The organism is Methylopila sp. 73B (assembly GCF_000526315.1).
Taxonomy (GTDB): Bacteria; Pseudomonadota; Alphaproteobacteria; order Rhizobiales; family Methylopilaceae; genus Methylopila.
Map to the genome: position 1 here is coordinate 3,563,874 of NZ_JAFV01000001.1, position 22,578 is coordinate 3,586,451.

Annotated in this window: 19 protein-coding genes and 2 tRNA genes; 7 read left to right on the plus strand and 14 right to left on the minus strand. The window is 72.0% G+C overall.

Translation table 11 applies throughout. The annotated features are described in order from the left end of the window. Positions 1-13: 13 nt before the first annotated feature. On the minus strand, positions 14-418 hold the full coding sequence (rnpA, locus tag K244_RS0117070) for a ribonuclease P protein component (RefSeq protein ID WP_020187505.1): 405 nt from the start codon (positions 416-418) through the stop codon (positions 14-16). A gap of 40 nt (positions 419-458) precedes the next feature. Beyond that, positions 459-593 (minus strand): 50S ribosomal protein L34, encoded by a 135-nt coding sequence (rpmH, locus tag K244_RS0117075; RefSeq protein WP_020187506.1) that lies wholly within the window; start codon positions 591-593, stop codon positions 459-461. A gap of 277 nt (positions 594-870) precedes the next feature. Between rpmH and K244_RS0117080 the strand changes: the two genes are divergently transcribed. The 4 genes from K244_RS0117080 to K244_RS0117095 all read left to right on the plus strand — a co-directional run bounded on the left by K244_RS0117080 (position 871) and on the right by K244_RS0117095 (position 4,747). Next, entirely contained in the window at positions 871-1,671 is an 801-nt protein-coding gene (locus K244_RS0117080) for a VTT domain-containing protein (protein WP_020187507.1), read from the plus strand. Further along, complete coding sequence (locus K244_RS0117085; RefSeq protein WP_020187508.1) at positions 1,668-3,092, plus strand: FAD-dependent oxidoreductase; 1,425 nt, start codon at positions 1,668-1,670, stop codon at positions 3,090-3,092. Before K244_RS0117080 ends, K244_RS0117085 begins: the two co-directional genes overlap by 4 nt. A gap of 23 nt (positions 3,093-3,115) precedes the next feature. Continuing rightward, entirely contained in the window at positions 3,116-4,573 is a 1,458-nt protein-coding gene (locus K244_RS0117090; RefSeq protein ID WP_020187509.1) for a HAMP domain-containing sensor histidine kinase, read from the plus strand. 97 nt (positions 4,574-4,670) lie between these two features. Further along, positions 4,671-4,747 (plus strand) — tRNA-Arg (locus K244_RS0117095). A gap of 130 nt (positions 4,748-4,877) precedes the next feature. Here the strand turns inward: K244_RS0117095 and K244_RS0117100 are convergent. The 5 genes from K244_RS0117100 to K244_RS0117120 all read right to left on the minus strand — a co-directional run bounded on the left by K244_RS0117100 (position 4,878) and on the right by K244_RS0117120 (position 9,907). Then, positions 4,878-5,867, minus strand: coding sequence for an esterase-like activity of phytase family protein (locus tag K244_RS0117100; protein ID WP_020187510.1), 990 nt, complete (start codon positions 5,865-5,867; stop codon positions 4,878-4,880). Further along, positions 5,864-7,753, minus strand: coding sequence for a cobaltochelatase subunit CobT (gene cobT / locus K244_RS0117105; protein ID WP_020187511.1), 1,890 nt, complete (start codon positions 7,751-7,753; stop codon positions 5,864-5,866). The genes K244_RS0117100 and cobT overlap by 4 nt, the downstream gene beginning before the upstream one ends. Before the next feature lie 12 nt (positions 7,754-7,765). Beyond that, positions 7,766-8,155 (minus strand): hypothetical protein, encoded by a 390-nt coding sequence (locus tag K244_RS0117110; protein WP_020187512.1) that lies wholly within the window; start codon positions 8,153-8,155, stop codon positions 7,766-7,768. Positions 8,156-8,181: 26 nt separating this feature from the next. After that, positions 8,182-9,177, minus strand: coding sequence for a cobaltochelatase subunit CobS (cobS, locus tag K244_RS0117115; protein WP_020187513.1), 996 nt, complete (start codon positions 9,175-9,177; stop codon positions 8,182-8,184). An 88-nt stretch (positions 9,178-9,265) separates the two neighbouring features. Further along, positions 9,266-9,907: a DnaJ domain-containing protein gene (locus K244_RS0117120; RefSeq protein ID WP_020187514.1), complete on the minus strand. Its 642-nt coding sequence runs from the start codon at positions 9,905-9,907 to the stop codon at positions 9,266-9,268. A gap of 141 nt (positions 9,908-10,048) precedes the next feature. On the opposite strand from K244_RS0117120, the gene K244_RS0117125 reads away from it, so the two are divergent. After that, on the plus strand, positions 10,049-10,327 hold the full coding sequence (locus K244_RS0117125) for a BolA family protein (protein ID WP_020187515.1): 279 nt from the start codon (positions 10,049-10,051) through the stop codon (positions 10,325-10,327). Between the two features lie 18 nt (positions 10,328-10,345). Here K244_RS0117125 and K244_RS0117130 read toward each other — a convergent pair whose 3' ends face one another. From K244_RS0117130 to K244_RS0117140, 3 genes are read right to left on the minus strand one after another with little or no spacing between them, the layout of a single operon-like run. Beyond that, positions 10,346-11,833, minus strand: a complete 1,488-nt coding sequence (locus K244_RS0117130) for a M48 family metalloprotease (RefSeq protein WP_020187516.1) — start codon at positions 11,831-11,833, stop codon at positions 10,346-10,348. Between the two features lie 17 nt (positions 11,834-11,850). Beyond that, the gene (locus K244_RS0117135; RefSeq protein ID WP_020187517.1) at positions 11,851-12,696 is read right to left on the minus strand and encodes a thermonuclease family protein; all 846 of its coding nucleotides are present in this window, start codon (positions 12,694-12,696) and stop codon (positions 11,851-11,853) included. Between the two features lie 46 nt (positions 12,697-12,742). Next, positions 12,743-13,630 carry a cation diffusion facilitator family transporter gene (locus K244_RS0117140; RefSeq protein WP_020187518.1) on the minus strand — a complete coding sequence of 296 codons (888 nt, stop codon included), beginning with the start codon at positions 13,628-13,630 and terminating at the stop codon, positions 12,743-12,745. Positions 13,631-13,784: 154 nt separating this feature from the next. Here K244_RS0117140 and K244_RS0117145 point away from each other — a divergent pair. Continuing rightward, positions 13,785-13,861 (plus strand) — tRNA-Arg (locus tag K244_RS0117145). 32 nt (positions 13,862-13,893) lie between these two features. Here K244_RS0117145 and K244_RS0117150 read toward each other — a convergent pair. The 4 genes from K244_RS0117150 to K244_RS0117165 all read right to left on the minus strand — a co-directional run bounded on the left by K244_RS0117150 (position 13,894) and on the right by K244_RS0117165 (position 21,220). Next, a complete protein-coding gene (locus tag K244_RS0117150; protein ID WP_020187519.1) occupies positions 13,894-14,487 on the minus strand; it encodes a cytochrome b in 594 nt (197 codons plus the stop codon). Further along, the gene (locus K244_RS0117155; RefSeq protein ID WP_020187520.1) at positions 14,484-15,362 is read right to left on the minus strand and encodes a transglutaminase family protein; all 879 of its coding nucleotides are present in this window, start codon (positions 15,360-15,362) and stop codon (positions 14,484-14,486) included. The genes K244_RS0117150 and K244_RS0117155 overlap by 4 nt, the downstream gene beginning before the upstream one ends. Beyond that, positions 15,359-17,806, minus strand: a complete 2,448-nt coding sequence (locus K244_RS0117160) for a circularly permuted type 2 ATP-grasp protein (RefSeq protein WP_051460156.1) — start codon at positions 17,804-17,806, stop codon at positions 15,359-15,361. Before K244_RS0117160 ends, K244_RS0117155 begins: the two co-directional genes overlap by 4 nt. 96 nt (positions 17,807-17,902) lie before the next feature. Beyond that, the gene (locus K244_RS0117165) at positions 17,903-21,220 is read right to left on the minus strand and encodes a transglutaminase family protein (RefSeq protein ID WP_020187522.1); all 3,318 of its coding nucleotides are present in this window, start codon (positions 21,218-21,220) and stop codon (positions 17,903-17,905) included. 203 nt (positions 21,221-21,423) lie between these two features. On the opposite strand from K244_RS0117165, the gene K244_RS0117170 reads away from it, so the two are divergent. Beyond that, the gene (locus tag K244_RS0117170; protein ID WP_020187523.1) at positions 21,424-22,566 is read left to right on the plus strand and encodes a putative zinc-binding peptidase; all 1,143 of its coding nucleotides are present in this window, start codon (positions 21,424-21,426) and stop codon (positions 22,564-22,566) included. Positions 22,567-22,578: the final 12 nt, after the last annotated feature.

Genomic DNA, 22,578 nt, shown 5'->3' on the forward strand with positions numbered 1-22,578 from the left:
TTTGGGGCGGTCCTCAGGCAGGCGGGGGAGGAGCGGCGGACGCGCGGTCCGATGGGCCGCGGTCGGCCCGTCCATGGGCGCGGCGCAGGGCGTCGCCGAGGTCTCGTACGATGCGGGCGAACTCGGCGTCCAGCACCGCGCGCCGGGCGACGAGCACATAGTCGCAGCCGGGCCGCGCCGAGGGCGCGATCGCCAGCCGCGCGGCGACCCGGAGCCGCCGCTTCATGCGGTTGCGCTCGACGGCGCCGCCGACGCGCTTCGTCACGGTAAAGCCGACGCGGGGCGGCGCGGCGGGATCGCCGCGGTCGCGCATCTGCAGGCCGACGAGCGGTCCGCCGATCTTCACAGCGTCGCGGGTGGCCGCGACGAAATCCGCGCGGCGGCGCATCACATCGAGCCCGTCCGCGACCTTAGGCATCGGCGTCCCAGCCGGAGGCGGCGCGACGCATCCGCCGTCGTCAGGCGCTGAGGCGCTTGCGGCCCTTGGCGCGGCGGGCTGCGATCACCTTGCGGCCGCCGACCGTCGCCATCCGCGAGCGGAAGCCGTGGCGGCGCTTGCGAACGAGCTTGCTGGGCTGGTAGGTCCGTTTCACGGGTCACTCTCCGGTCGTCGCGACCGTTCCGCCCCGCCCTCCGGCGTGAAGCTGGCGCGGCGCGGCCAAAACAAAACGGCCCGCGTCAGACGCGGGCGCGGCACGGGGCGGCTTATAAGGGTCCGGCCCCGTCGAAGTCAATCGGCGTCGCGCGTTAGCAGGACCGCGTCTTCGGTCTGCGCGGCGCTGATCGACCCGCCCGCTGACGTCGAAGTGAATGGGGCGATACCCTGTCGACGGTTCTCGCGCGGACGGCGGATCAGCCTATAAGGGCGGTATGGACGCATCCGACCCGCCGCTGGACGACACGCCTTCGCCCCGGCGCCCGCTGTGGCGCCGGCTCGCGCCCGTCATCCTTCTTCTCGCGCTCGTCGCCGCCGCGATCGCCGGCGGGATCCATCGGCTGCTGTCGTTCGACGCGCTGGTCGCCCACGCCGGCGCGCTGCAGGGCTTCGTCGCGGGCAATGGCGCGGTCGCCGCGGGGGCCTATGTCGCGGTCTATGCGGCGCTGGTCGCCCTGTCGCTGCCCGGCGCGCTCGTCGCCACGCTGACGGGCGGCTTCCTGTTCGGCGGGCTTGTCGGCGGGGCGCTGGCCGTCGTCGCCGCCACGGCGGGCGCGACCGTCGTCTTCCTGATCGCGCGCACGGCGATCGGCGACGCGCTCGTCGCCCGGGCCAAAGGGGCGATCGCCCGGCTCGCCGACGGGTTTCGCGAGGACGCCTTCGCCTATCTTCTCTTTCTTCGGCTCGCGCCGGTGTTTCCGTTCTTCGTGGTGAACCTCGCGCCGGCCGCGCTCGGCGTGCGGCTGAAGACCTTCGTCGCGGCGACCGCGCTCGGGATCGTGCCCGGAACCTTCGCCTTCGCTTTCATCGGCGCCGGGCTTGGCGGCGTGGTGGCGCAGGAGGCGGAGCGCCGCGGCGCCTGTCTCGCCCGTGGCGGGGCGGACTGCGCCGCGCGGCTCGATCCCTCCACCCTCGTCTCGACGCCGATCCTGCTGGCGCTCGGCGGCCTCGCGGTCGTCGCGCTGCTGCCGGTCGCCGCGAAGCGCCTGCGCCGACGCAAAGGGCCCGCCGCGTGAGCGACATCCTGACGCCCGATCTCTGCGTCATCGGCGCGGGCTCCGCCGGCCTGACGATCGCCTCCTCGGCCGCCGGCCTCGGCGCCTCCGTTATGCTCATCGAGAAGGGCGAGATGGGCGGCGACTGCCTGAACGTCGGCTGCGTCCCCTCGAAGGCGCTGATCGCCGCGGCGAAGCGCGCCCACGCGGTCCGCTGCGCGGGCGCGTTCGGCGTGCGCGCCGGGGAGGTGGCGGTCGACTTCGCCGCCGTCATGGCCCACGTCCACGGCGTCGTCGCCGCCATCGCGCCGACGGACTCCGAAGCCCGCTACACCGCGCTCGGCGTCCGCGTGGTGCGGGACGCCGCCCGTTTCATCGACAGGCGCACGGTGGAGGCGGGGGCCTTGCGCATCCGCGCCCGGCGCACGGTGATCGCCACCGGCTCGCGCCCCGCGATCCCGCCGGTGCCGGGCCTCGCCGCCGTGCCCTACCTGACCAACGAGACCGTGTTCGGCCTAACGGCGCTGCCGGAGCGGCTGCTGGTGCTCGGCGCCGGCCCCATCGGGCTCGAGCTCGGACAGGCCTTCCGCCGGCTCGGCTCCGAGGTCACGATCGTCGACTCCGGCCCGCCGCTCGCCCGCGAAGACCCCGAGATCGTGGCGCACACGCTGGGCGCCCTGAAGCGGGAAGGGATCACGCTGCACGCGCGGGTGACGGTGGTCGCCGCCAAGCGCGTCGCGGACGGCGTGGCGCTGGTGATCGACGAGGGCGCCGGCCCGCGCGAGATCGCCGGCACCCACCTGCTGATCGCCGCGGGCCGCAAGCCCGCGCTGGCGGATCTCGGCCTCGAGGCGGCGGGCGTCCGCCACACGCCGGCGGGCCTCGTCGTGTCGCGCGGCCTGCGCACCTCCAACCGTCGCGTCTATGCGGCCGGCGACGCGGCGGGCGGGCCGAACTTCACCCATGTGGCGGGCCATCAGGGCGGGCTGGTGGTGCGGGCGGCGCTGTTCGGCCTGCCGGCCGGCTTCGACCCCACCCCAATCCCGCGCGTGACCTTCACCGATCCCGAGATCGCTTCCGTCGGCCTCGACGAGGACGCGGCCCGGGCGAAGCACACGACCATTGGCGTCTGGCGCTGGCCGTTCCACGAGAACGACCGCGCGCGCGCCGAGGGCCGCGTCGCGGGCCATCTCAAGGTCATCACCGACGCCCGCGGCCGGGTGGTGGGCGCGAGCCTCGCCGGCGAGCAGGCCGGCGAGCTCATCCACCTGTGGGCGGCGGCGGTCCAGAAGAAATGGGCCTTGACGGAGATCGCCTCCCTGACGCTGCCTTACCCCACGCTTGGCGAAATTTCGCGGCGGGCGGCGATCCTCCACGTGGCCGACCGTTTGACGAACCCCTGGGTCGGCCGCATCATCCGCTTCGTGCGGAAGCTGCCCTGAAGAAGCGCGCGCCACCGATCGTCATGACGCTCAGTCCCCCCAACGTCCACGCCCGCCGCAATCTCGGCCTGTCCGGCAAGCTGCTGGGGCTGACCGTCGTCTTCGTGATGATGGCGGAAATTCTCGTCTACGTGCCGACGATCGCGAACTTCCGGCTGAACTACATCGACGACCAGGTGAACCGCGCGCGCACGGCGGCGCTCGCCCTCGACGCCGCGCCCGAGGGCGCGGTCGAGGAGACGCTCGCCCGCCGTCTGCTGAAGAGCGTCGACGCGCTCGCCCTGGTGCTGAAGACCGGGGACGCCCGCCGGCTGCTCGCCGTCGCCGAGATGCCGAGCGAGGTCGCGGTCACCATCGACCGGCGCGATCCGGACGACGCCGCCGCGATCCTCGACGCCTTCGACACGCTGCTGAACGGCCACAAGCGCCTCGCCCGCGTGGTCGACGTCGCTCCCAACCAGGGCGACTTCATCGAGATCGTGGTCGACGAGACGCAGCTGCGGCAGGCGATGCTGGCGTTCTCGCGCACCGTGCTGCTGCTCTCGCTGCTGATCTCCGCGACCACCGCGGGCCTCGTCTATCTCGCGCTCGACCGGATGATCGTGCGTCCGGTGCGCCGCCTGACCGAGACCATGGTGCGATTCGCCGAGGCGCCGGAGGACGCGAGCCGCATCGTGGTCGCCTCCGACCGGGCCGACGAGATCGGGATCGCCGAGGCCGAGCTCGAGCGCATGCAGAGCGAGATCCACGGCCAGCTGCAGCAGAAGTCCCGGCTCGCCGCGCTCGGCCTCGCGGTCTCGAAGATCAACCACGACCTGCGCAACCTGCTGGCCTCCGCCCAGCTGATGTCTGACCGGCTCGGCACGGTCTCGGACCCGACGGTGCAGAAGCTCGCGCCCAAGCTGATCGCCACGCTCGACCGGGCGATCGCCTTCTGCCAGTCGACGCTGTCCTACGGCCGCGCCCAGGAGCGCCCGCCGCAGCGGCGGCCGGTGGCCTTCGCCGACGTGGTCGAGGACGTCCGCACGGCGCTCGGCGTGGCGCCCGGCGGTCCGGTGCGGTTCTCCGCCGCGGTCGAGCGCGGGCTGACGATCGACGCCGACCCCGACCAGATGTTCCGCATCCTGCTCAATCTCGGCCGCAACGCGCTGCAGGCCTTCGAGGGCCGCGGCGTCCCGGACCCGGACCGGGACCAGATCCGGATCTCCGGCCGCCGGGAGGGCGCCGTCGCGGTGCTCGAGTTCTCCGACACCGGCCCGGGTCTGCCCCGTAAGGCGCGCGAGCACCTGTTCGAGCCCTTCCAGGGCTCCACCCGCACCGGCGGCACGGGGCTGGGCCTCGCCATCGCCGCCGAGCTCGTGCGCGCCCACGGCGGCTCCATCAGCCTCGTGGACGGCGCCCTCGGCGCGACCTTCCGCATCACCGTGCCGGATCGCCCCATCGACCTGCAGGCGCACGCCCGTCAGCGCGCGAGCGCGTGACGGCCGTCGTTTTTCCTGCGCCGGGCCGCTTGCATTCCCCGCGGCGAGCGGCTAACAAACCGGCCTCCGCCGAGGGGCTCCGTCGCCCCCGGCCAGCGCGCCCGTAGCTCAGCTGGATAGAGCACCAGACTACGAATCTGGGGGTCAGAGGTTCGAATCCTTTCGGGCGCGCCAATCTTTTTCAAAAGCGAACGGACGGCTTGTGGGCGCTCTCGACGCGCGCCGCAGACCTGCTCCCCTGGCGGGTTCGGCCGCGGCATGGCGACCGTGGCCTAGGGCTCGCCCCGGCGGCCTCGCCGCGGGCTCACTCCGGCAGGGCGAACTGCAGCAGGACGGTGCGCTGGAAGCCGGAGAAGTTGTCGTCGGAGACCGCGGTGATCACCGCGCGGCCGTCCGCGCCGCGGTGGGTCGCGACGCCCTCGAGGTTGTCGATCGCCTGCGATAGCGTGGCCTCCATCAGCACGGGGCCGTCGACCACCGCGCCGGCCTTCACGTCGGCTTCCGACAGCCGTCGCATGCGAACCGAAAGCGACAGCGGCGGCACGTAGCGTCGCTCCAGAAGCACGAAGCCGCCGCTCGGGAGCCGCGCGACGTCGGTCGGGGAAAAGTCCTCGGTGCGCTTCACCGCGAACTCGAACGGCGTCTTGCTCCCGACCACGAAGGCGCGGTTGTTTCCCGCGGCGTCGAGATACTTCTCGCCGATCATCATCAGCGCGCCCGACGACAAGGTCGCGATCGCCTCGTAACCGGCGTTGGACGGCGCGCCGCCGACGGCCTTCGGGAGCTTGATCGGGCGGCCAGCGCCGGCGCGCCCCTCCGCGTCGAGGGCGAAGCGCAGCACCTCGTGGACGCGCTCCGAGGCGATCCAGGCGCCGCGCCCGCGGATGTCGAGCGATTCGGTGTCCGCGCCGCGGCGGCCGGGCAGGGGGCCGCGCGGCCCGACGATCGGTTCCCGCACGACGCCGCTCAATCCGGTCGGCTTCGCGCCGTCGTAGGCGATCGCCCCCCGGAACCAGTTGCCGCGGTCGCTGATCGCGGTGAAGCGGCGGCCGTCGTCGGACAGCCTGAGGCCGGAAAGCCCGCCGAAGTCCTTGTCGCGCGACGACAGCGTCAATCCGCCGAGAAAAACCAGTTTGCCGTAGGCCCCGCCGACGGGGGTTGCGGAATCGAACCGCTCGATCGGCGAGGCGGTGACCTCGACCGGCGCTTCCTGCGCGGCGGCGGCGCCGAGGCCAAGCGCAAGGGAGCCGGCGAGCGCGACAAGGCGGACGAGCGCGCGGCCGGGACGCCTCACGCGTGGCCCCGTCGCCCGCGGGCGGCGGGAGCCTTCTCGTCGAACAGTTCGGCGAGCTTCTCCGTCATCACGCCGCCGAGCTCCTCGGCGTCGACGATGGTGACGGCGCGGCGGTAGTAGCGCGTCACGTCGTGGCCGATGCCGATGGCGATCAGCTCCACCGTCGACCGCATCTCGATCTCCTCGATGACGCGGCGCAGGTGCTTCTCGAGGTAGTTGCCGGCGTTGACCGAGAGCGTCGAGTCGTCCACCGGCGCGCCGTCCGAGATCACCATCAGGATGCGGCGCTGCTCCGGCCGGCGCTGCAGCCGCTCGTGCGCCCAGGCCAGCGCCTCGCCGTCGATGTTCTCCTTCAGCAGCCCCTCGCGCATCATCAGCCCGAGGTTCTTGCGCGTGCGGCGCCACGGCGCGTCGGCGGCCTTGTAGATGATGTGGCGGAGGTCGTTGAGGCGGCCGGGCGCCATCGGCTTGCCGGCGGCGAGCCAGGCCTCGCGCGACTGCCCGCCCTTCCAGGCGCGGGTGGTGAAGCCGAGGATCTCGACCTTCACGCCGCAGCGCTCCAGCGTCCGCGCGAGAATGTCGGCGCAGGTGGCCGCGACCGTGATCGGCCGGCCGCGCATCGAGCCGGAGTTGTCGATCAGCAGCGAGACCACGGTGTCGCGGAACTCGGTGTCGCGCTCGCGCATGAAGGTCAGCGCGCTCATGGGGTCGACCACCACGCGGGACAGGCGCGCCGGGTCGAGCATGCCCTCCTCGAGGTCGAAGTCCCAGGCGCGGTTCTGCTGGGCGAGCAGGCGGCGCTGCAGGCGGTTCGCGAGCCGGCCCACGACGCCCTGAAGCGCGGCGAGCTGCTTGTCGAGGTAGGACCTCAGCCGCGTCAGCTCCTCCTGGTCGCAAAGCTCCTCGGCCAGCGCCTCCTCGTCGAACTTGGTGGTGTAGGCGACGTAGTCCGGCTTCTCGCGCTCGGCGTGGCGGCTGTCCTGCGGCCGCCACGGCTCGGTGGCCTCCTCGGCCTCGCCGAGCTCGTCGTCGTCGGGCGCGTCGGTCGGCGGCGCGTCGGCCGCCTCCATCTGCTCCGCGTCGTCGTCGGCCTCGGAGGAGGCGTCGGTCTCGGCGGGGTCGGCGCCGTCGCTCGAATCCTCGGGGGCGTCGGCGGCTTCGCCTTCCTGCGTCGGGGGATCGCCGTCGTCGCTCTCCTCGCCGTCGTCGCTCTCCTGGCGGTCGGAGGCGAGCTCCTCGCCCATGTCGAGCGAGGTCAGCAGGTCGCGGATCGCGCGCGCATAGGCGCCCTGGTCCTCGACCACGCGGTCGAGTCGGGCGAAGTCGGGGCCGGCCCGCTCCTCGAGCCAGGGCCGCCACAGGTCGACGAGCTTCGCGGCCGCCTCCGGCGGCTTGTGGCCGGTGAGCTTCTCGCGCACCAGCAGCGCGACGGCGTCCTGCAGCGGCGCGTCGGCCTTGTCGGTGACCTCGGCGTAGGGGCCGCGGTGGTAGCGGTCCTCGAGCATGGCGGTGAGATTGCCGGCGGTTCCCGCCATCCGCCGCGCGCCGATCGCCTCGCAGCGCGCCTGCTCGACGGCGTCGAACACGGCGCGCGCCTCCGTGCCCTGCGGGGCGAGGCGGGCGTGGGTCTTGGCGTCGTGGCAGGCGACGCGCAGCGCCATCGAGTCGGCGTGGCCCCGGAGGATCGCGACGTCCTGGGGCGTCAGCTTGCGCGGCGGCTCCGGCAGCCGCGCCTTCCCGGGCGTGAGCGCCGGGCGCTCAGAGGCGAAGGCGACCTCCATCTCCGGATCGCCGGCGATCGCGCGCAGGCAGCCCGCGACCGCCCGCTTGAACGGTTCGGACGGCGCCGCGGCCTTGTCGCCGGGCTTGCGGTTGGATCCGGACATGGGACGCCTCCGCTAATGCGCCGCGCGCTGGGGGGCGAGCGCGGCTTGAAACATGCGGACGATCTCCTCGACGCCGAGCGTGAAGAAGCCGCCCTGGCCCGTGTCGAAGGCGTTCCGCCAGATGCGATAGCCGCCCTCGAAGCCCTCGGGGATCGGCACGTCGCCCTCGCGCCGCAGCAGGCTCGCGAGCAGGGCGTCGATCGCGATCGGCGCGTGCTCCACGAGCCGCGGGACCAGCGCGCCCGTCTCCGGGTCCGGCAACGGCGCGTCCACGATCGAGACGGACGCCACCTTCGACGCCCCGGCGACGTCGATCCGGCCGATCACGACCCTTGAGCTTGGAAGCTGGGCGTCGCGATAGCTCCACGCTTGTCCGGGAGCGAGATCCGCCGCGGTGGCCATGAGGTCTCCAGCGCTCGAGCCGCGCGTCAGCTCATCGCCACGTTGACGGCGCTCTCCGGCAGCTCGCGGCCGAAGCAGCGCTGGTAGAACTCGGCCACCAGGCTGCGCTCGAGCTCGTCGCACTTGTTCAGGAAGGTCAGCCGGAACGCGAAGCCGATGTCCCCGAAGATGTCGGCGTTTTCCGACCAGGTGATCACGGTGCGCGGGCTCATCACGGTCGACAGGTCGCCGTTCATGAAGGCCTGGCGCGTGAGGTCGGCCAGCCGGACCATCTTGGACACGGTGTCCCGCCCGCCCTTTTCCTTCTGGTAGCGCGGCGACTTGGCGAGGACGATGTCCACCTCCTTGTCGTGCGCGAGGTAGTTCAGCGTCGTGACGATCGACCAGCGGTCCATCTGGCCCTGGTTGATCTGCTGGGTGCCGTGATAGAGGCCCGAGGTGTCGCCGAGGCCGACCGTGTTGGCGGTCGCGAACAGGCGGAACGCCGGGTGCGGCCGCAGCACGCGGCGCTGGTCGAGCAGCGTGAGCTTGCCCGACTGCTCCAGCACGCGCTGGATCACGAACATCACGTCCGGCCGGCCGGCGTCGTACTCGTCGAACACCAGCGCCACGTTGTTCTGCAGCGCCCAGGGCAGGATGCCGTCGCGGAACTCGGTGATCTGCATGCCGTCCTTGAGCACGATGGCGTCCTTGCCGATCAGATCGATGCGGCTGACGTGGCTGTCGAGGTTCACGCGCACGCAGGGCCAGTTCAGCCGGGCCGCCACCTGCTCGATGTGCGTCGACTTGCCGGTGCCATGATAGCCGGTGACCATCACGCGGCGGTTGCGGGCGAAGCCGGCGAGGATCGCGAGCGTGGTGTCGTGGTCGAACAGGTAGTCCGGGTCGAGGTCCGGCACGGCGCCCTGCGCCTCGCCGAACGCGGGAACCTCGAGGTCGCTGTCGATCCCGAAGAGCTGCCGCACCGACACTTTCATGTCGGGCGTCGGGGAGGAGAGCGGAGCGTCGAGGGCGTCGGTCATGGGGCCTCCAGGCGGTCCCGGACGGCGTCGCGCGGAACCGGGGGCGCGCTTCGTCAGCTCAGCGCGCGTCTTGAAAAGGGCGATCGTGTCAGCAGAAGCCGGCGGATCGGAGATAGTTATAGGCTTGGATGATCTCGCGCAATTTGTCCTCGGTGCTCCGGTCGCCGCCGTTGGCGTCCGGATGCAGCCGTTTGACCAGTTCCTTGTAGCGCGCCTTGATCTCCTCGCCGCTCGCGCTCGCGCCCAGGTTGAGCGCCTCGAGCGACTTGCGCTCGACGTTCTTGAGCTCGCGCTCGGGCTTCTGGGGCGCGCCGCTCGGGCCGTCCTCGTCGAACATGTGAAACGCGTCGTCGAAGGCGAAGCCGCTCGCCCAGCCGCGGTTCTTGCCGCCGCGGGCGCGCTCGGCCTTCGCGCGGGCCTCGGGCGTCGCGCCGGCGGCGGCGTTCTGGCCCATGGTCCAGGTCGGCCGATGCCCGGTCTGGCTGTCCTTCTGGTAGGCCATCACCGCTTCGTCGGACATGCCGGAGAAGAAATTGTAGTTCTGGTTGTAGGCGCGGACATGCGCCAGGCAGAACCGCCAGTACTCGTTCTCCCGGTCGCGGCCCTTCGGCGCCCGGTGGACGCCGGGCTCGCGGCACCCGGGATGGTCGCACCTCGCCACCTGCGGCTGCGGGCGGCTTTCGCCCCGCGCCACGCGGATCCGGTCGAACCATGGGCTGTCGAGTTTCATGACGCTGGCATTATGGGGGGCGGGGGGAGCGCGAACAAGAACGCGCGGCCGCAACGGAGAGGGGCATGATGCGGGCTTGACGCGGCGAACCGGGGCGACCCACATCGCGGCTGCTTCGCCGACCCCGACGGGAGAGACGCCATGACCGTGCGCGCGCGGATCGAGACCAAGCTGACGGAGGCGCTGGCGCCGACGCGGCTCGACGTCATCGACGAGAGCCACCTGCACGCCGGCCATGCCGGCGCCCGGCCCGAGGGCGAAACCCACTTCCGGGTGAAGGTGACCTCCGCGGCGTTCTCCGGCCTTGGCCGGGTCGACCGCCACCGCCGGGTCAACGCCCTGCTGGCCGAGGAGCTCGCCGGCCCCGTCCACGCCCTCGCCATCGACGCCCGCGCCCCCGAGGAGCCGGGGCGGCCGTAGCCGCCAGCCGCGGGCGACCTACTCGCCGATCACCTTGACGCGCAGGCCCGCCTGCAGCGGGTCGCCGGGGGCGAAGCCGTTGAGGACCGCGAAGCGCTCGAGCGCGCGGTCTGTCACGGCCATGCGGCGCGCCAGCGTCTCCTCGGTGTCGCCGGGACGCACCGTCGCGACCTCGATCTTCAGCGGCTGCGCCTGCTCCGATTCGGCCTGCGTCAGGCGCCGGAAGGTCGAGAGCGAGGCGCGGAAGCCCTCGTCGATGTCGGGCGTCAGCTCGCGGGCCGCGAAGATCAGCCGGTAGACGTCCGCGCCGAACTTCACGGCGGCGAAGCGGAAGGTCCACTCCTTGCCGCGCGCGACGACGGTGACCGCGTCCATGCCGTTGACCTCGAGCTTTTCGACCGGCCCCGGCTCGACGCCGTCGATCCAGTTCTCGGCGATGTAGCTTTCGAGCGTCTGGCTGGATCCAAGCCGCGCCGCGTCGAGGCGCAGCGCCCGGCCGTCGGGGGCGACGCCGAGCAGCGCCTCGGATCCGTTCTCGAAGGTGAAGCCTTCGGGCGCCAGGAAGGTGAACCCAAGCCGCGGATGCAGGAAGCGGCGGCCGCGGGCGAAGCCCTGCGCGGGGTCGTCGCCGTAGGTCGTGCCGTTCAGCGCGACAAGATAGGCGTCTCGGTCGCGCTCGCCGACGCCCGGCGCGCCGATCTGGCGGGCGGCGGTGACGGCGAGCTGCACCCGCTCAGGGGTAGAAGGATGCGTCGACAGGAAGTCGAGGCCGGGCTGCGAGGGCTTCTGCCCGAGCGCCGCGCTGCGGAGTTCGGACTGCCGGCCCATGGAGAGGAGGAAGCGCGAGGCGCCGTAGGGGTCGAAGCCGGCCCGCGCGATGTTCTGCACGCCGATGCGGTCGGCCTCCAGCTCCTGCGCGCGGGAGAAGCTCGCGAGCGACAGCTTGCTCTTGGCGAGCGCGACAGCCCCGGCCTCGCGGTCCTCCAGCACGTCGGAGACGACGCGGCTGACCAGCACCGCCTTGCGCTCCTCGTCGGCGCGCTGGAAGGCGTGACGGGCGGTGACGTGCGCCATCTCGTGGGCAAGCACCGCCGCGACCTCGGAGGTGTCGTTGGCGACGGCGAGCAGGCCGCGGGTGACGTAGAGGTTGCCGTTCGGCAGCGCGAAGGCGTTGATCAGCGGCGAGTTGAGCAGCGTCACCTTGTAGCGCAGGTCGGGCCGTTCGGAGGCCGCGGCCAGCCGGTCGGCGACCGAGTTGAGCAGCGTCACCAGGTCGGGCTTGGGATAGACGCCGCCATAGGCCGCGGCGATGCGCGCCTGCTCCTGGCTGACGGCGGTGGGGGCCGGGGCGACCTTGGGGGCGGAGGCGGGAACGATCGGCTGCGGCGTCGGCTTCTCGCCGCCGAAGCTGCCGCAGCCGGCCAGCAACGCCGCGGCGCTCGCAAGCGCTGCGAGACGCAGGGCGAAGGTCCGCCTGTCCCGATGCTGCCCGCCGAGGCCCGTCATGCCGCAAGCCCCTCCCGTCATCTCGCGCTCGCCAGGCCGAGCTTTTCGATCTGGGCGGCCTCGGTCACGGCGATCGTCGGGCCGAGCCGCCGTTCGATCATGCCGCGAACCCTCAGGCGCGCGCCGGGCGACAGGCCGAGAGCCTCGGCGCCGCCGAGCCGCTTCGCGGCGGCCTCGCTCAGGACCAGTGCGAGAGCGTCGCGCCAGCGGCGTCCGAAATTCACGTAAAGCCGTCCGTTCACGGTGCGGACGCTCGCCACGCGTCCTTCGGCGATCTCGAAACGGCCGACGGAGCCCGCGAAGGCGTCGCCGTCGGCGGCGTCTCGGACCTCGTAGTACGTATTTGTCCACAAACCAAGGCTCGCGCGGCGGGCGCCGTCCTCCGCGGCGAGGAGCGTGGCGCGGCAGTCACGCCCCGCCCGGTCGGCGGCCGCGCGGGCGACGCCGCGGGCGAGCAGCTCGGCCGAAAGCCCCGCGGGATCGGCGGCTCCCTCGGGGGCGAGATAGCCGACGATCCGGCCGTGCCGGTCGGGGCTCGCAAGCGCCGGCCGAAGAACGAGAGGGCGGCCCGCGACGAGGGCGCGGAGGGTGGTCGCAGCGGCGTCCGCCAGCGGCCAGTCGGCCTCCCGGGTCCCGAGCGGCGCCTTGGGCGCGAGGATCCCGGCGAGCCGCAGCGTCCGTCCGTCCGCGAGCGCCGCGGTGTCGCCGTCGAGCGCCCGCTCCACCCGCACGCTCTCGGCCTTGGCGGAGAGGACGCAGGGCGCGGCGAGGGAGGGATGGATTGCGAGAAGCAGGGCGAGCGCGGTCGTCGCCGGCAGGGCGATGGCGGGGCCTGTCAGGAACGCGGGCGCACTCTGGAACACGCCAGACGGTAGGTTTCGCGTGGTGGACGACGGGTTAACGCGGGGGTTACAGCACGATGATTCCGGCGTGCTTCGCCTTCTCGTCGGGCTCGACGTGGATGGTCACGATCGTGTCCGCGTCGTCGTCGTGCAGCGCGCGCTCGATGCGGTCGCAGATGTCGTGCGCTTCGGCCACGCGCAGGTCGCGCGGCACCACCAGGTGGAAGTCGACGAAGGTCAGCCGCCCCGCCTGCCGGGTGCGCAGGTCGTGGGCCTCGATCGCGCCGTCGGCGTTGGCCGCGATCACGCCCTTGATCCGGGCGACTGTGGCGTCGTCGGCCGCCTCGTCCATCAGCCCGCCGACCGAGGCGCGCACCAGCTGGAAGCCGGACCACAGCACGTTCACGGCGACGAGGCAGGCGATGGCGGGGTCGAGCCAGGCCTTGCCGGTCCACACCGCAGCGCCGATGCCGATCAGCACGCCGATCGAGGAGACGACGTCGGTCATCAGGTGCTTGCCGTCGGCGACCAGCGCCGGTGAGCGCAGCGTCCGGCCGCGGCGCAGCAGCAGAAGGCACCATGCGGCGTTGATCGCGCTCGCGGCGAGGTTCGCCCCGATGCCGAGCGGGGTCAGCTCCAGCGGCCGCGGATCGAGAAAGGCGCGGTAGGCCTCGTTGAAGATCGTGGCCGCCGCCACGACGATCAGCACGCCCTCGGTCACGGCCGAGAGGTACTCCGCCTTGTGGTGGCCGTAGGGGTGGTTGCTGTCGGGCGGCGCCGCGGAGAGGCGCACGGCGACGAAGGCCGCGACCGCCGCCGCCACGTTCACGACGCTCTCGGCGGCGTCCGAGTACAGCGCGACGGAACCGGTCAGCAGATAGGCGACCGTCTTCAGCGCCAGCACCGCGACGCCGACAACGATGCTTCCGAAGGCGATCTTCGCCGTCTGGTCCATGCTCGCCCGCCGTTCGCGCGTGTTCGGAAGCGGAGCGCTTAGCGGACCGGCGACAAGCGTTCAACCGCTGAGTTCGCAACTGCGAGGCGGTCGCGAAACCGGGCGCGCGCCCCCGTGCAAAACGCGATCGGCCATGCTACGACCGCGGCCGGCCGGTCCCGTAGCTCAGCTGGACAGAGCGACGGTTTCCTAAACCGTAGGTCGGAGGTTCGAGCCCTCCCGGGATCGCCAGTTTTCAGCCGATCCGCGCCGGCGGGCGACCCTCAGAGACGCCCGAACATCCGCCTGAGGGTCCCGTCGCGCCAGAGCAGCGCGTGCGTCAGCGCCATGCCGACATGGCCCGCGATCAGCGCCAGCAGCGCCCAGGACAGCGGCTCGTGCAGCGCGTCCGGCGCCGCGATCAGCCAGGGCTCCTCGCGGCCGGTGGCGGGAATGAGCGTGACCCCGCCGATCTCCCAGCCCTTGCCCTTGCCGTAGATGCGCACGAGCGCGAGCGCCGGCACGATGATCATCAGCCCGTGCAGCGCGAGGTGGCTGAGCCGGGCGAGGCGGCCGAGCGCGCCGGTCTCCAGCGCCGGCTGGCGGCGGAGCTGGCTCAGGCGCCAGAGCGACCGCGGCACGGCGATCGCGAGCACCGCGAGGCCGACATAGCCGTGGGGGCCGAAGCGGGCGATCCCGTTCAGCCATGGCGTCTCGCCGAAGATCTTGTAGAGCGCGACGATCGCGAACTGCCACAGCACGAGCGCGGCCAGCGTCCCGTGGAACAGCCGGGTGACGAGCCCGTAGCGGCGTGGCGTGTCCAGCGCGACGCCGTCCGGCCGCCCTGCGGCGGCGCTCTCCTGCGTTTGGGCGCTCATGCCTTGACGGGAACGACGTCCACGCTGTGGCGCGTCTTCTGGGGGCCGGCGGTGATCAGGACGCCGTCGATGGGGGCGACGTCGGAGTAGTCCCGTCCGACCGCGGCCACGATGTGGTCGTCGAGGGTGACCATGGCGTTGGTGGGATCGAACCCCATCCAGCCGATCTCCTCGCCCAGCCAGACGTCGACCCAGGCGTGCATCGCGTCGGCGCCCTCCAGCCGCGGGCGGCCCTTGGGCGGCTCGGTCCGCAGGAAGCCGCTGACGTAGGCCGCGGGAATCCCGATCCCCCGGAGGCTCGCGATCATCACATGCGCGAAGTCCTGGCACACGCCCTCGCGGCGGGCGAAGGCCTCCTCCGCCGGGGTGTCGACCGTGGTCGCGCCGGGCGCGTATTTGAAATCGGCCTTGATGCGCTTGGAGAAGGCGAGCAGCGCCTCGCCGATCGGCGCGTCGTCGTCCATCGCCTCTTCGCCATAGGCGGTGAAGGTCTCGCCCAGCCGCACGAGACGGCTCGGCCCGAGGAAGTGCATCGCTCCGCCCGGGCCGGGATCGCGCAGGCGGGCCGCGGTTGCGCGGACGGCGACGACCGTCGGCGTCTTCGCGAGATCGGGGGCCGCGCGCGCGACCGTCACCCGGGTCTTCATGGTGACGGAGAGCGCCGCGTGCGGCGGCAGCAGCAGGAGGTGGTCGAGCGCGTTGCCGAAGAAATCGCGTTCCGCGGTCTGCTCGTCCGGCCGGGGCACGATCGTCACCTGCGTCGCGCCGACCTCCTGGCCGCGTCCCGCCCGCGGCCGCACCCGCAGGATGTGGCGCGCGTCCTTCACTTCCGAGGGGTAGTCGTAGCCGATCTTGAGGACGAGGTCGTAGATCATTCGCTTTCCAACCGTTCGGCCAGCGCCGGCCCGGCGCCGAAGTACCGCCGCGACAGCAGATCGGACAGCCCGGCCAGATCGTCCGCGATCCGCTTCAGGAAGGCCTCGTCGATCTCGGAGGGGTGGCCCGTGGTGAGCCGCGACTGCAGCCGCACCGCGCGCCGCGACAGCATGTCCAGCGTCTCGCCGTGCCTGCGGCCGGGGAGCGCGTCGAGGATCGTCTTGAAGCCGTTGACCTGGAAGGCCACGGACCGCGGGTTGAGCGGGTCAAGCACGGAGAGGTCGAGCGCTGTCTCGCGGGTGAGGTCCACCGAATAGCGCCTGCGGTAGGTGACGCGGCTGTCGGTGAACTCCAGCAGCGCCTCCAGCCCGCCTTCGAGCGTCTTTTCGCCCGCAAGCGCGGCGGCGACCAGCGCGGTGACCCGCCCGCGCTCGATCAGCCGGCCGGACTGCAGGAAGCGCCAGGCGGTGTGCTGGTACATGCTCTCGTGCACGAGACCCGCGAAGCCGGACAGCCGGGTGAGCACGCCGCTCGCAAGCGCCGCGACGTCGCCGGGCTCCTCGCGGAAGGCCTCGATCATGTCGACGATCTCGCCCAGCACCCGCCAGCCGTCCGGCGAGAACCGGTCGCGGATGCGCGAGGCGGTGGCGAAAGCCTGGCCGGCGAGGTCGAGCAGCCCCTCGGTCGGATCGCCCACCGCGGCGTCGACGCCGATCGCCGCAAGCCGCTCGCCGACCACCTGCTCCAGCGCGCCCACGCGCTCGCCTTCCGCGAGCCGGGCGGCGTGCAGGCGCACCAGCCGGGTCGCGGCCTCGGCGCGCTCGACGTAGCGTCCGAGCCAGTAGAGGTTGTCGGCGGCGCGCGCGGGCGGCGCGCTCGGCAGCCGGCGGGCGAAGCCGCCGCCGGGCTTCTCCAGCAGTGAGACCTGGCGCTCCACATGGTCGCCCGGCACCCAGACGTCCACCGAATGGCCGCCGGACTGCATCGAGACGGCGTTGGGATCGGTCGAGCTCGAGGTGCGCGCGAAGCCGCCGGGCATCACCCGCCAGCCGTCGGCGCCGCGCGCCAGGAACACCCGCATCGTGACCGGCCGCGCGACCAGCTTGCCGTCCACGAACACCGGCGCTGTCGAGAGCCCGACGATCTCCTGCGCCACCACGTCGAGACCGTTCGTCTCCAGCATGTCGGCGAAGCCCTCTGAGTCCGCGGCGCGGATGCCGAGGTCGAGCGGCCTGCGGCGCTCGCCGGCCTCCGCGGACTGCGGAAAGGCGTGGGCGAGCGACAGGCGGTCGCGGTTCTTGGCGACGAAGGCGCGCTCCTTCTCCTGCCCGCACCACCAGGTGGCGACCGTCGGCAGCTTCAGCTCCTCGCCCAGCAACGCCTTGGCGAGCGCCGGCTGGAAGGCGAGCAGCGCCCGGGTCTCGAGGATGCCGGAGCCGAGCGCGTTGACGAGCTCAACCCCGCCGGCGCGGACCGCGCGGGCGAGGCCCGGCGTGCCGATGCGCGAGCGCGCGTAAAGCTCCAGCGGGTCGGCGAAGTCCGAATCGAGCCGGCGCCACAGCACGCGGATCGGCTTCGCGCCGTCGACGGTGCGCACCTCCACCGATGAGCCGTGCACCGCGAGGTCGCCGCCTTCGAGCAGCAGCAGGCCGAGGTAGCGGGCGAGATAGGCGTGCTCGAAGTAGGTCTCGTTGTGGGGCCCGGGCGAGAGCAGGCCGGCGCGCACGCCCTTGCCGTCGTCGAGCGAATAGAGCGTCTCGCGGAAGTCGCGGAAGAAGCGCGCGAGACGCTGGATCTTGAGGTCGCGGATCAGGTCGGGGAACGCGCGGGAGGTGGCGACGCGGTTCTCCAGCGCGAAGCCGGCGCCGGAGGCCGCCTGGGTGCGGTCGCCCAGCACCCACCACTGGCCGTCCGGCCCGCGGCCGAGGTCGACGGCGATGAACCGGATGAGCGGCTGGCCGGACTTGCCCTGGTCGGCCACGGGCCGCAGGAATTCGGGATTGCGGCCGAGGATCGCCGGCGGCAGCACCCCGTCGCGCACCAGCGCTCGCTCGCCGTAGAGGTCGCCGAGCAGCTTCTCGAGGAAGTCCGCGCGCTGGACCAGCCCCGCCTCGAGCGTCGCCCATTCCTCCCGGCTGATGATCAGCGGCGGGTGCGCCAGCGGCCAGGATCGCGGCCGGTCGCTCTGATCGACGGCGCCGTAGACGCGGTAGAACACGCCCGCCTCGCGCAGATACTGCGCGGCGGTGGCGAAGCGGCGGCCGCGCTCGGCCTCGTCCATGCGGGCGAGCGAGGCGATCATCTCGCGGTAATGCGGCCGCACCTGCCCGTCGGCCGTCATCATCTCGTCGTGGGTTCCGACGGGAGGACGATAGCCGGCGAGGAGCGCGCCTTTGGCCGCGCGTTCGGGCGCGGCCGGGGTCAGGACTTTCGCGGTGGGCACGTCACCAGGCTCTTCGGGCGGAGGGGGCGACTCGTCGATCGTCGCCGCGCGACGATGGCGCCTCATGCCGCGTTTGGCGATGGACAGATCGGCGCGTCACTCTCCAAGCCAGGCGGGACGACGCAGGTCGAGCGTATGCGGGAAGGACGGGTTCGGGGTCTCGCGCGTCGGCTCGAACGATCCGCCGGTGTGGCCGATGTCCTCGAAGCGCGCGAGCCGGCGGGCCTCGGCCTCGTAGGAGTTCACGGGGAAGGTGTCGTAGTTCCGGCCGCCGGGGTGGGCGACGTGGTAGACGCAGCCGCCGAGCGAACGCTTCGACCACTTGTCGTAGATGTCGAAGGTGAGCGGCGCGTGCACCGGGATGGTCGGGTGCAGGCCGGAAGCCGGCTGCCACGCCTTGAAGCGCACGCCAGCGACCTGCTCGCCGGAGACGCGCGTCGGCGTCAGCGGCACGGGGCGCCCGTTGCAGGTGACGACATGGTGGGCCGGGTCGGCGTTGGTCAGCTTCACCTGCAGGCGCTCGACGGAGGAGTCCACGAAGCGGACGGTGCCGCCGATCGCGCCGGTCTCGCCCATGACGTGCCAGGGCTCCAGCGCCTGGCGCAGCTCGAGCGAGACGCCCTCGCGCTCGATCCGCCCGCAGAACGGGAAGCGGAACTCGGCCTGGGCCTCGAACCACTCGGCGCGCAGCGGGTAGCCGGCGCGCTTCAGCTCGTCGATCACGTCGAGGAAGTCTTCCCAGACGAAGGCCGGCAGCATGAAGCGGTCGGCCAGGCGGGCGCCCCAGCGCACGAAGCCGCCCTGCGCCGGCTCCTTCCAGAACTTCGCGATCATCGCGCGGATCAGCAGCTGCTGGGCGAGGCTCATGCGCGCGTCCGGCGGCATCTCGAAGCCGCGGAACTCGACGAGCCCCAGCCGGCCGGTCGGGCCGTCCGGCGAGTACAGCTTGTCGATGCAGATCTCGGAGCGGTGGGTGTTGCCGGTGACGTCGATCAGCAGGTTGCGGAACAGGCGGTCGACCAGCCACGGCGGCGGAGCCAGGCCTTCGCCCGGCGCCGGCACGTTCGCCATCGCGATCTCGAGCTCGTAGAGCTGGTCGTGCCGGGCCTCGTCGATGCGAGGCGCCTGGCTCGTGGGGCCGATGAACAGGCCCGAGAACAGGTAGCTGAGCGAGGGGTGGCGCTGCCACTGCAGCACGAGCGACTTCAGCAGGTCGGGCCGGCGCAGGAACGGGCTGTCGAGCGGCGTCGCGCCGCCGACCACCACGTGGTTGCCGCCGCCGGTGCCGACGTGCTTGCCGTCGATCATGAACTTGTCGGCGCCGAGGCGCGACTGGCGCGCGTCGTCGTAGACCCCGGTGGTGATCGCGACCGCCTCCCGCCATGAGGCGGCGGGGTGGACGTTGACCTCGATCACGCCGGGATCGGGCGCGACGCGGACCACGTTGACCCGCGGGTCGAACGGCGGCGCGTAGCCTTCGATCTGGACGGGCAGGCCGCTCTCCTCCGCTGTGTCCTCGATCGCCGCGAGCAGGTCGAGATAGGCCTCGATCGACTCCATCGGCGGGATGAAGACGCAGAGCTTGCCGTCGCGCGGCTCAACCGAGAGGGCGGTGCGGACGTAGCCGACGATCTCGTTCTGCATCGTCGCCGGCGCCTGCCAGACGGGCTGGTCCGGCGTCGAGATGCGGCGTTGCTCGTGGCCGAGCGCGATCGTGTCCGGGTCCGGCAGCGGCTCCATCTCCCGCACCGGATCGGCGGGGAAGAAGTAGGGGAACTCGCTCTTGCTGAGATGGGGCAGGGCGCCCAGCGGCAGGCGGTAGCCGAGCGCGCTGTCGCCCGGCGACAGGAACAGCTTGCCGCGCCGGGTGCCCCAGCGCTCCGAGACCCAGCGCACCCCCTGCGCCTGCCAGGCCTGGATCGGCAGCACGAAGCCGGTGGGGTTGTTCAGCCCGCGGTCGAACACGCGGGCGAGGCGCGCGCGCTCCTCCGCGTCCTCGAGCTTCGGGTTCGAGGGGTCGACGTTCGCCGGCAACTGCGCCTCGCGCACCAGCCAGTAGGACGGGTCCTCATAGGCGGCCTGGGCGTTGTCGGGCGCGACGCCGAGCCGCTCGGCCACGCCGCGCGCTAGAACCTCCGCGCCGGCGACGTCGGCCTCCTCGGAGGTCTTCTCGCGGGCGATGAGGTCCGGGTTCTTCCAGATCGGCTTGCCGTCCTTGCGCCAGTAGAGCGAGAAGGTCCAGCGCGGCAGGGTCTCGCCGGGATACCACTTGCCCTGGCCGTAGTGCAGGAAGCCGCCGGGGGCGAAGCGGTCGCGCAGGCGGCGGATGAGGTCGTCGGCCAGCGCCCGCTTCTGCGGGCCGGTGGCGTCGGCGTTCCATTCGGCCGACTGGAAGTCGTCGATCGAGACGAAGGTCGGCTCGCCGCCCATGGTGAGGCGCACGTCGTTGGCGACGAGCTCGGCGTCGACCTTTTCGCCGAGCGCGTCGAGCGCCGCCCAGCTGTCGTCGGAGAAGGGGAAGGACACCCGCGGCCGCTCGGCGATGCGGTCGACCTTCATCTCGAAGTCGAACTCGACCTCGGCGTAGCTGGCGAGGCCCGAGATCGGGGCCGCGGTGCGGTAGTGCGGCGTGGCGGCCAGCGGCACATGGCTTTCGCCGGTCAGCAGGCCGGAGGTGGCGTCGAGGCCGATCCAGCCGGCGCCCGGCAGGTAGACCTCGGTCCAGGCGTGGAGGTCCGTGAAGTCGTGGTCGGTGCCGGCGGGGCCGTCGAGCGAGACCAGGTCGGGCTTCAGCTGAATGAGGTAGCCCGACACGAAGCGGGCGGCGAAGCCCAGGTGCCGCAGCGTCTGCACCAGCAGCCAGGTGGTGTCGCGGCAGGAGCCGGAGCGCTTGGTCAGCGTCTCCTCCGGCGTCTGCACGCCGGGCTCCATACGGATGAGATAGGCGGTCTGCTGCTGGAGGACGCGGTTGAGGCCGACCAGGAAATCGACCGTGCGGGTCTCGCTGCGGTCGAGCGTCGCGAGGAAGTCCTGAAGCAGCGGTCCGGCCGGCTCGGTCTCGAGATAGGGCGCAAGATCGACGGCGAGCGACTCCTCATAGGCGAAGGGCCACTCCGAGGCGTAGTCCTCCACGAAGAAGTCGAACGGGTTGTAGACCGTCATGTCGGCCAGCAGGTCGACCTCGATCTTGAACTCGGTCGTCGGCTCCGGGAACACGAAGCGCGCGAGGTAGTTGCCGAAGGGGTCCTGCTGCCAGTTGATGAAGTGGTTCGCCGGGCTCACCTTCAACGAGAACGACGGGACCTTCGTCCGGGAGTGCGGGGCTGGGCGCAGCCGGATCACCTGGGGCCCGAGCTGGACGGGACGGTCGTACTTGTAATGCGTGACATGACGCAGGGCGGCTAGGATCGACATGTGGCGGGGGTCGGCGCTCCGGTTGGTTGGGCGTGAGCTTAACCGCCTGCGGCGCCGCAGCAAGGGCCGTTGTCCATTCCCGACAGGGCGGGGCGCCCAGATACCGCAACAGTAATTTCGCGCAGCACGGAACTGTTTCGCCGCGGCGCGCATTGCAGCGACGACCAATCGTGGCGCGCGGGCGCCAAAAGGATTCGACGACTATGAAGCTCTTCTCCTGCCCCTCTTGCAGCCACGTGGTGTTCTTCGAGAACGTGGTGTGCGAGCGCTGCAATCACGCGCTCGGCTACGAGCCGGCGTCGAACACGATGCTGGCGCTCGAGCCGTTGGACGGCGGGTGGACCGCGGTGGGCGCGAAGTCCGACGATCGCCCGTGGCGCTACTGCGCGAACTACGACCACGGCGTCTGCAACTGGATGGTCCCGGCCGACCAGGACGAGACCTTCTGCCTCGCCTGCCGCCACAACCTCGTGGTGCCGAACCTGGCCGACGCGACCAATGTGGCGCTGTGGCAGAAGATGGAGATCGCGAAGCGTCGGCTGTTCTACAGCCTGCTCCGCCTCAGGCTCCCGCTGCAGACCCGCGCCGAGCATCCCGAAGGCCTCGGGTTCGAGTTCCTGAGCAACGACGACGCCTCCGGGCAGCATGTGCTGACGGGCCATGACGACGGCCTCATCACCATCGCTCTGGCCGAGGCCGACGACGCCGAGCGCGAAAGCCGCCGCACGGCCATGGGCGAGCCCTACCGCACGCTGCTCGGCCACTTCCGCCACGAGATCGGCCACTGGTACTGGGATCGGCTGGTGCGCGACGGCGGCGCGCTGGAGGCGTGCCGTTCGGTGTTCGGCGACGACAGCCAGGACTACGCGCAGGCGCTGCAGAACCACTACGCCAACGGCCCGAAGCCGGGCTGGCAGAACGAGTTCGTCTCGCACTACGCAGCCGCCCACCCTTGGGAGGACTTCGCCGAGACCTGGGCGCACTACCTCCATATCACCGACACGCTCGACACCGGCCGCTCGTGGGGCTTCCGCGTGGATCCCCGCGTCGACCGCGAGGACCTGCTGACCGCGAAGATCGATTTCGACGTGTTCTCGCCGAACACGACGATCGAGGAGATCGTGGAGTCGTGGCTGGCCCTCTCGGGCGCCCTGAACGCGCTGAACCGCTCGATGGGCGCGTTGGACCCCTATCCCTTCGTGCTGTCGGAGTCGGTCGTCAGCAAGCTGTCGTTCATCCACGAGCTGGTGCACGGCCGCGTCGCTCGCGGCGCGACCGGCTCCGACCTGCCGGAAACGCCGGACATCGAGCCGGCCCCGACCCCGGACGACCGCCAGGTCGCCTGAGGCGGCGGAGGC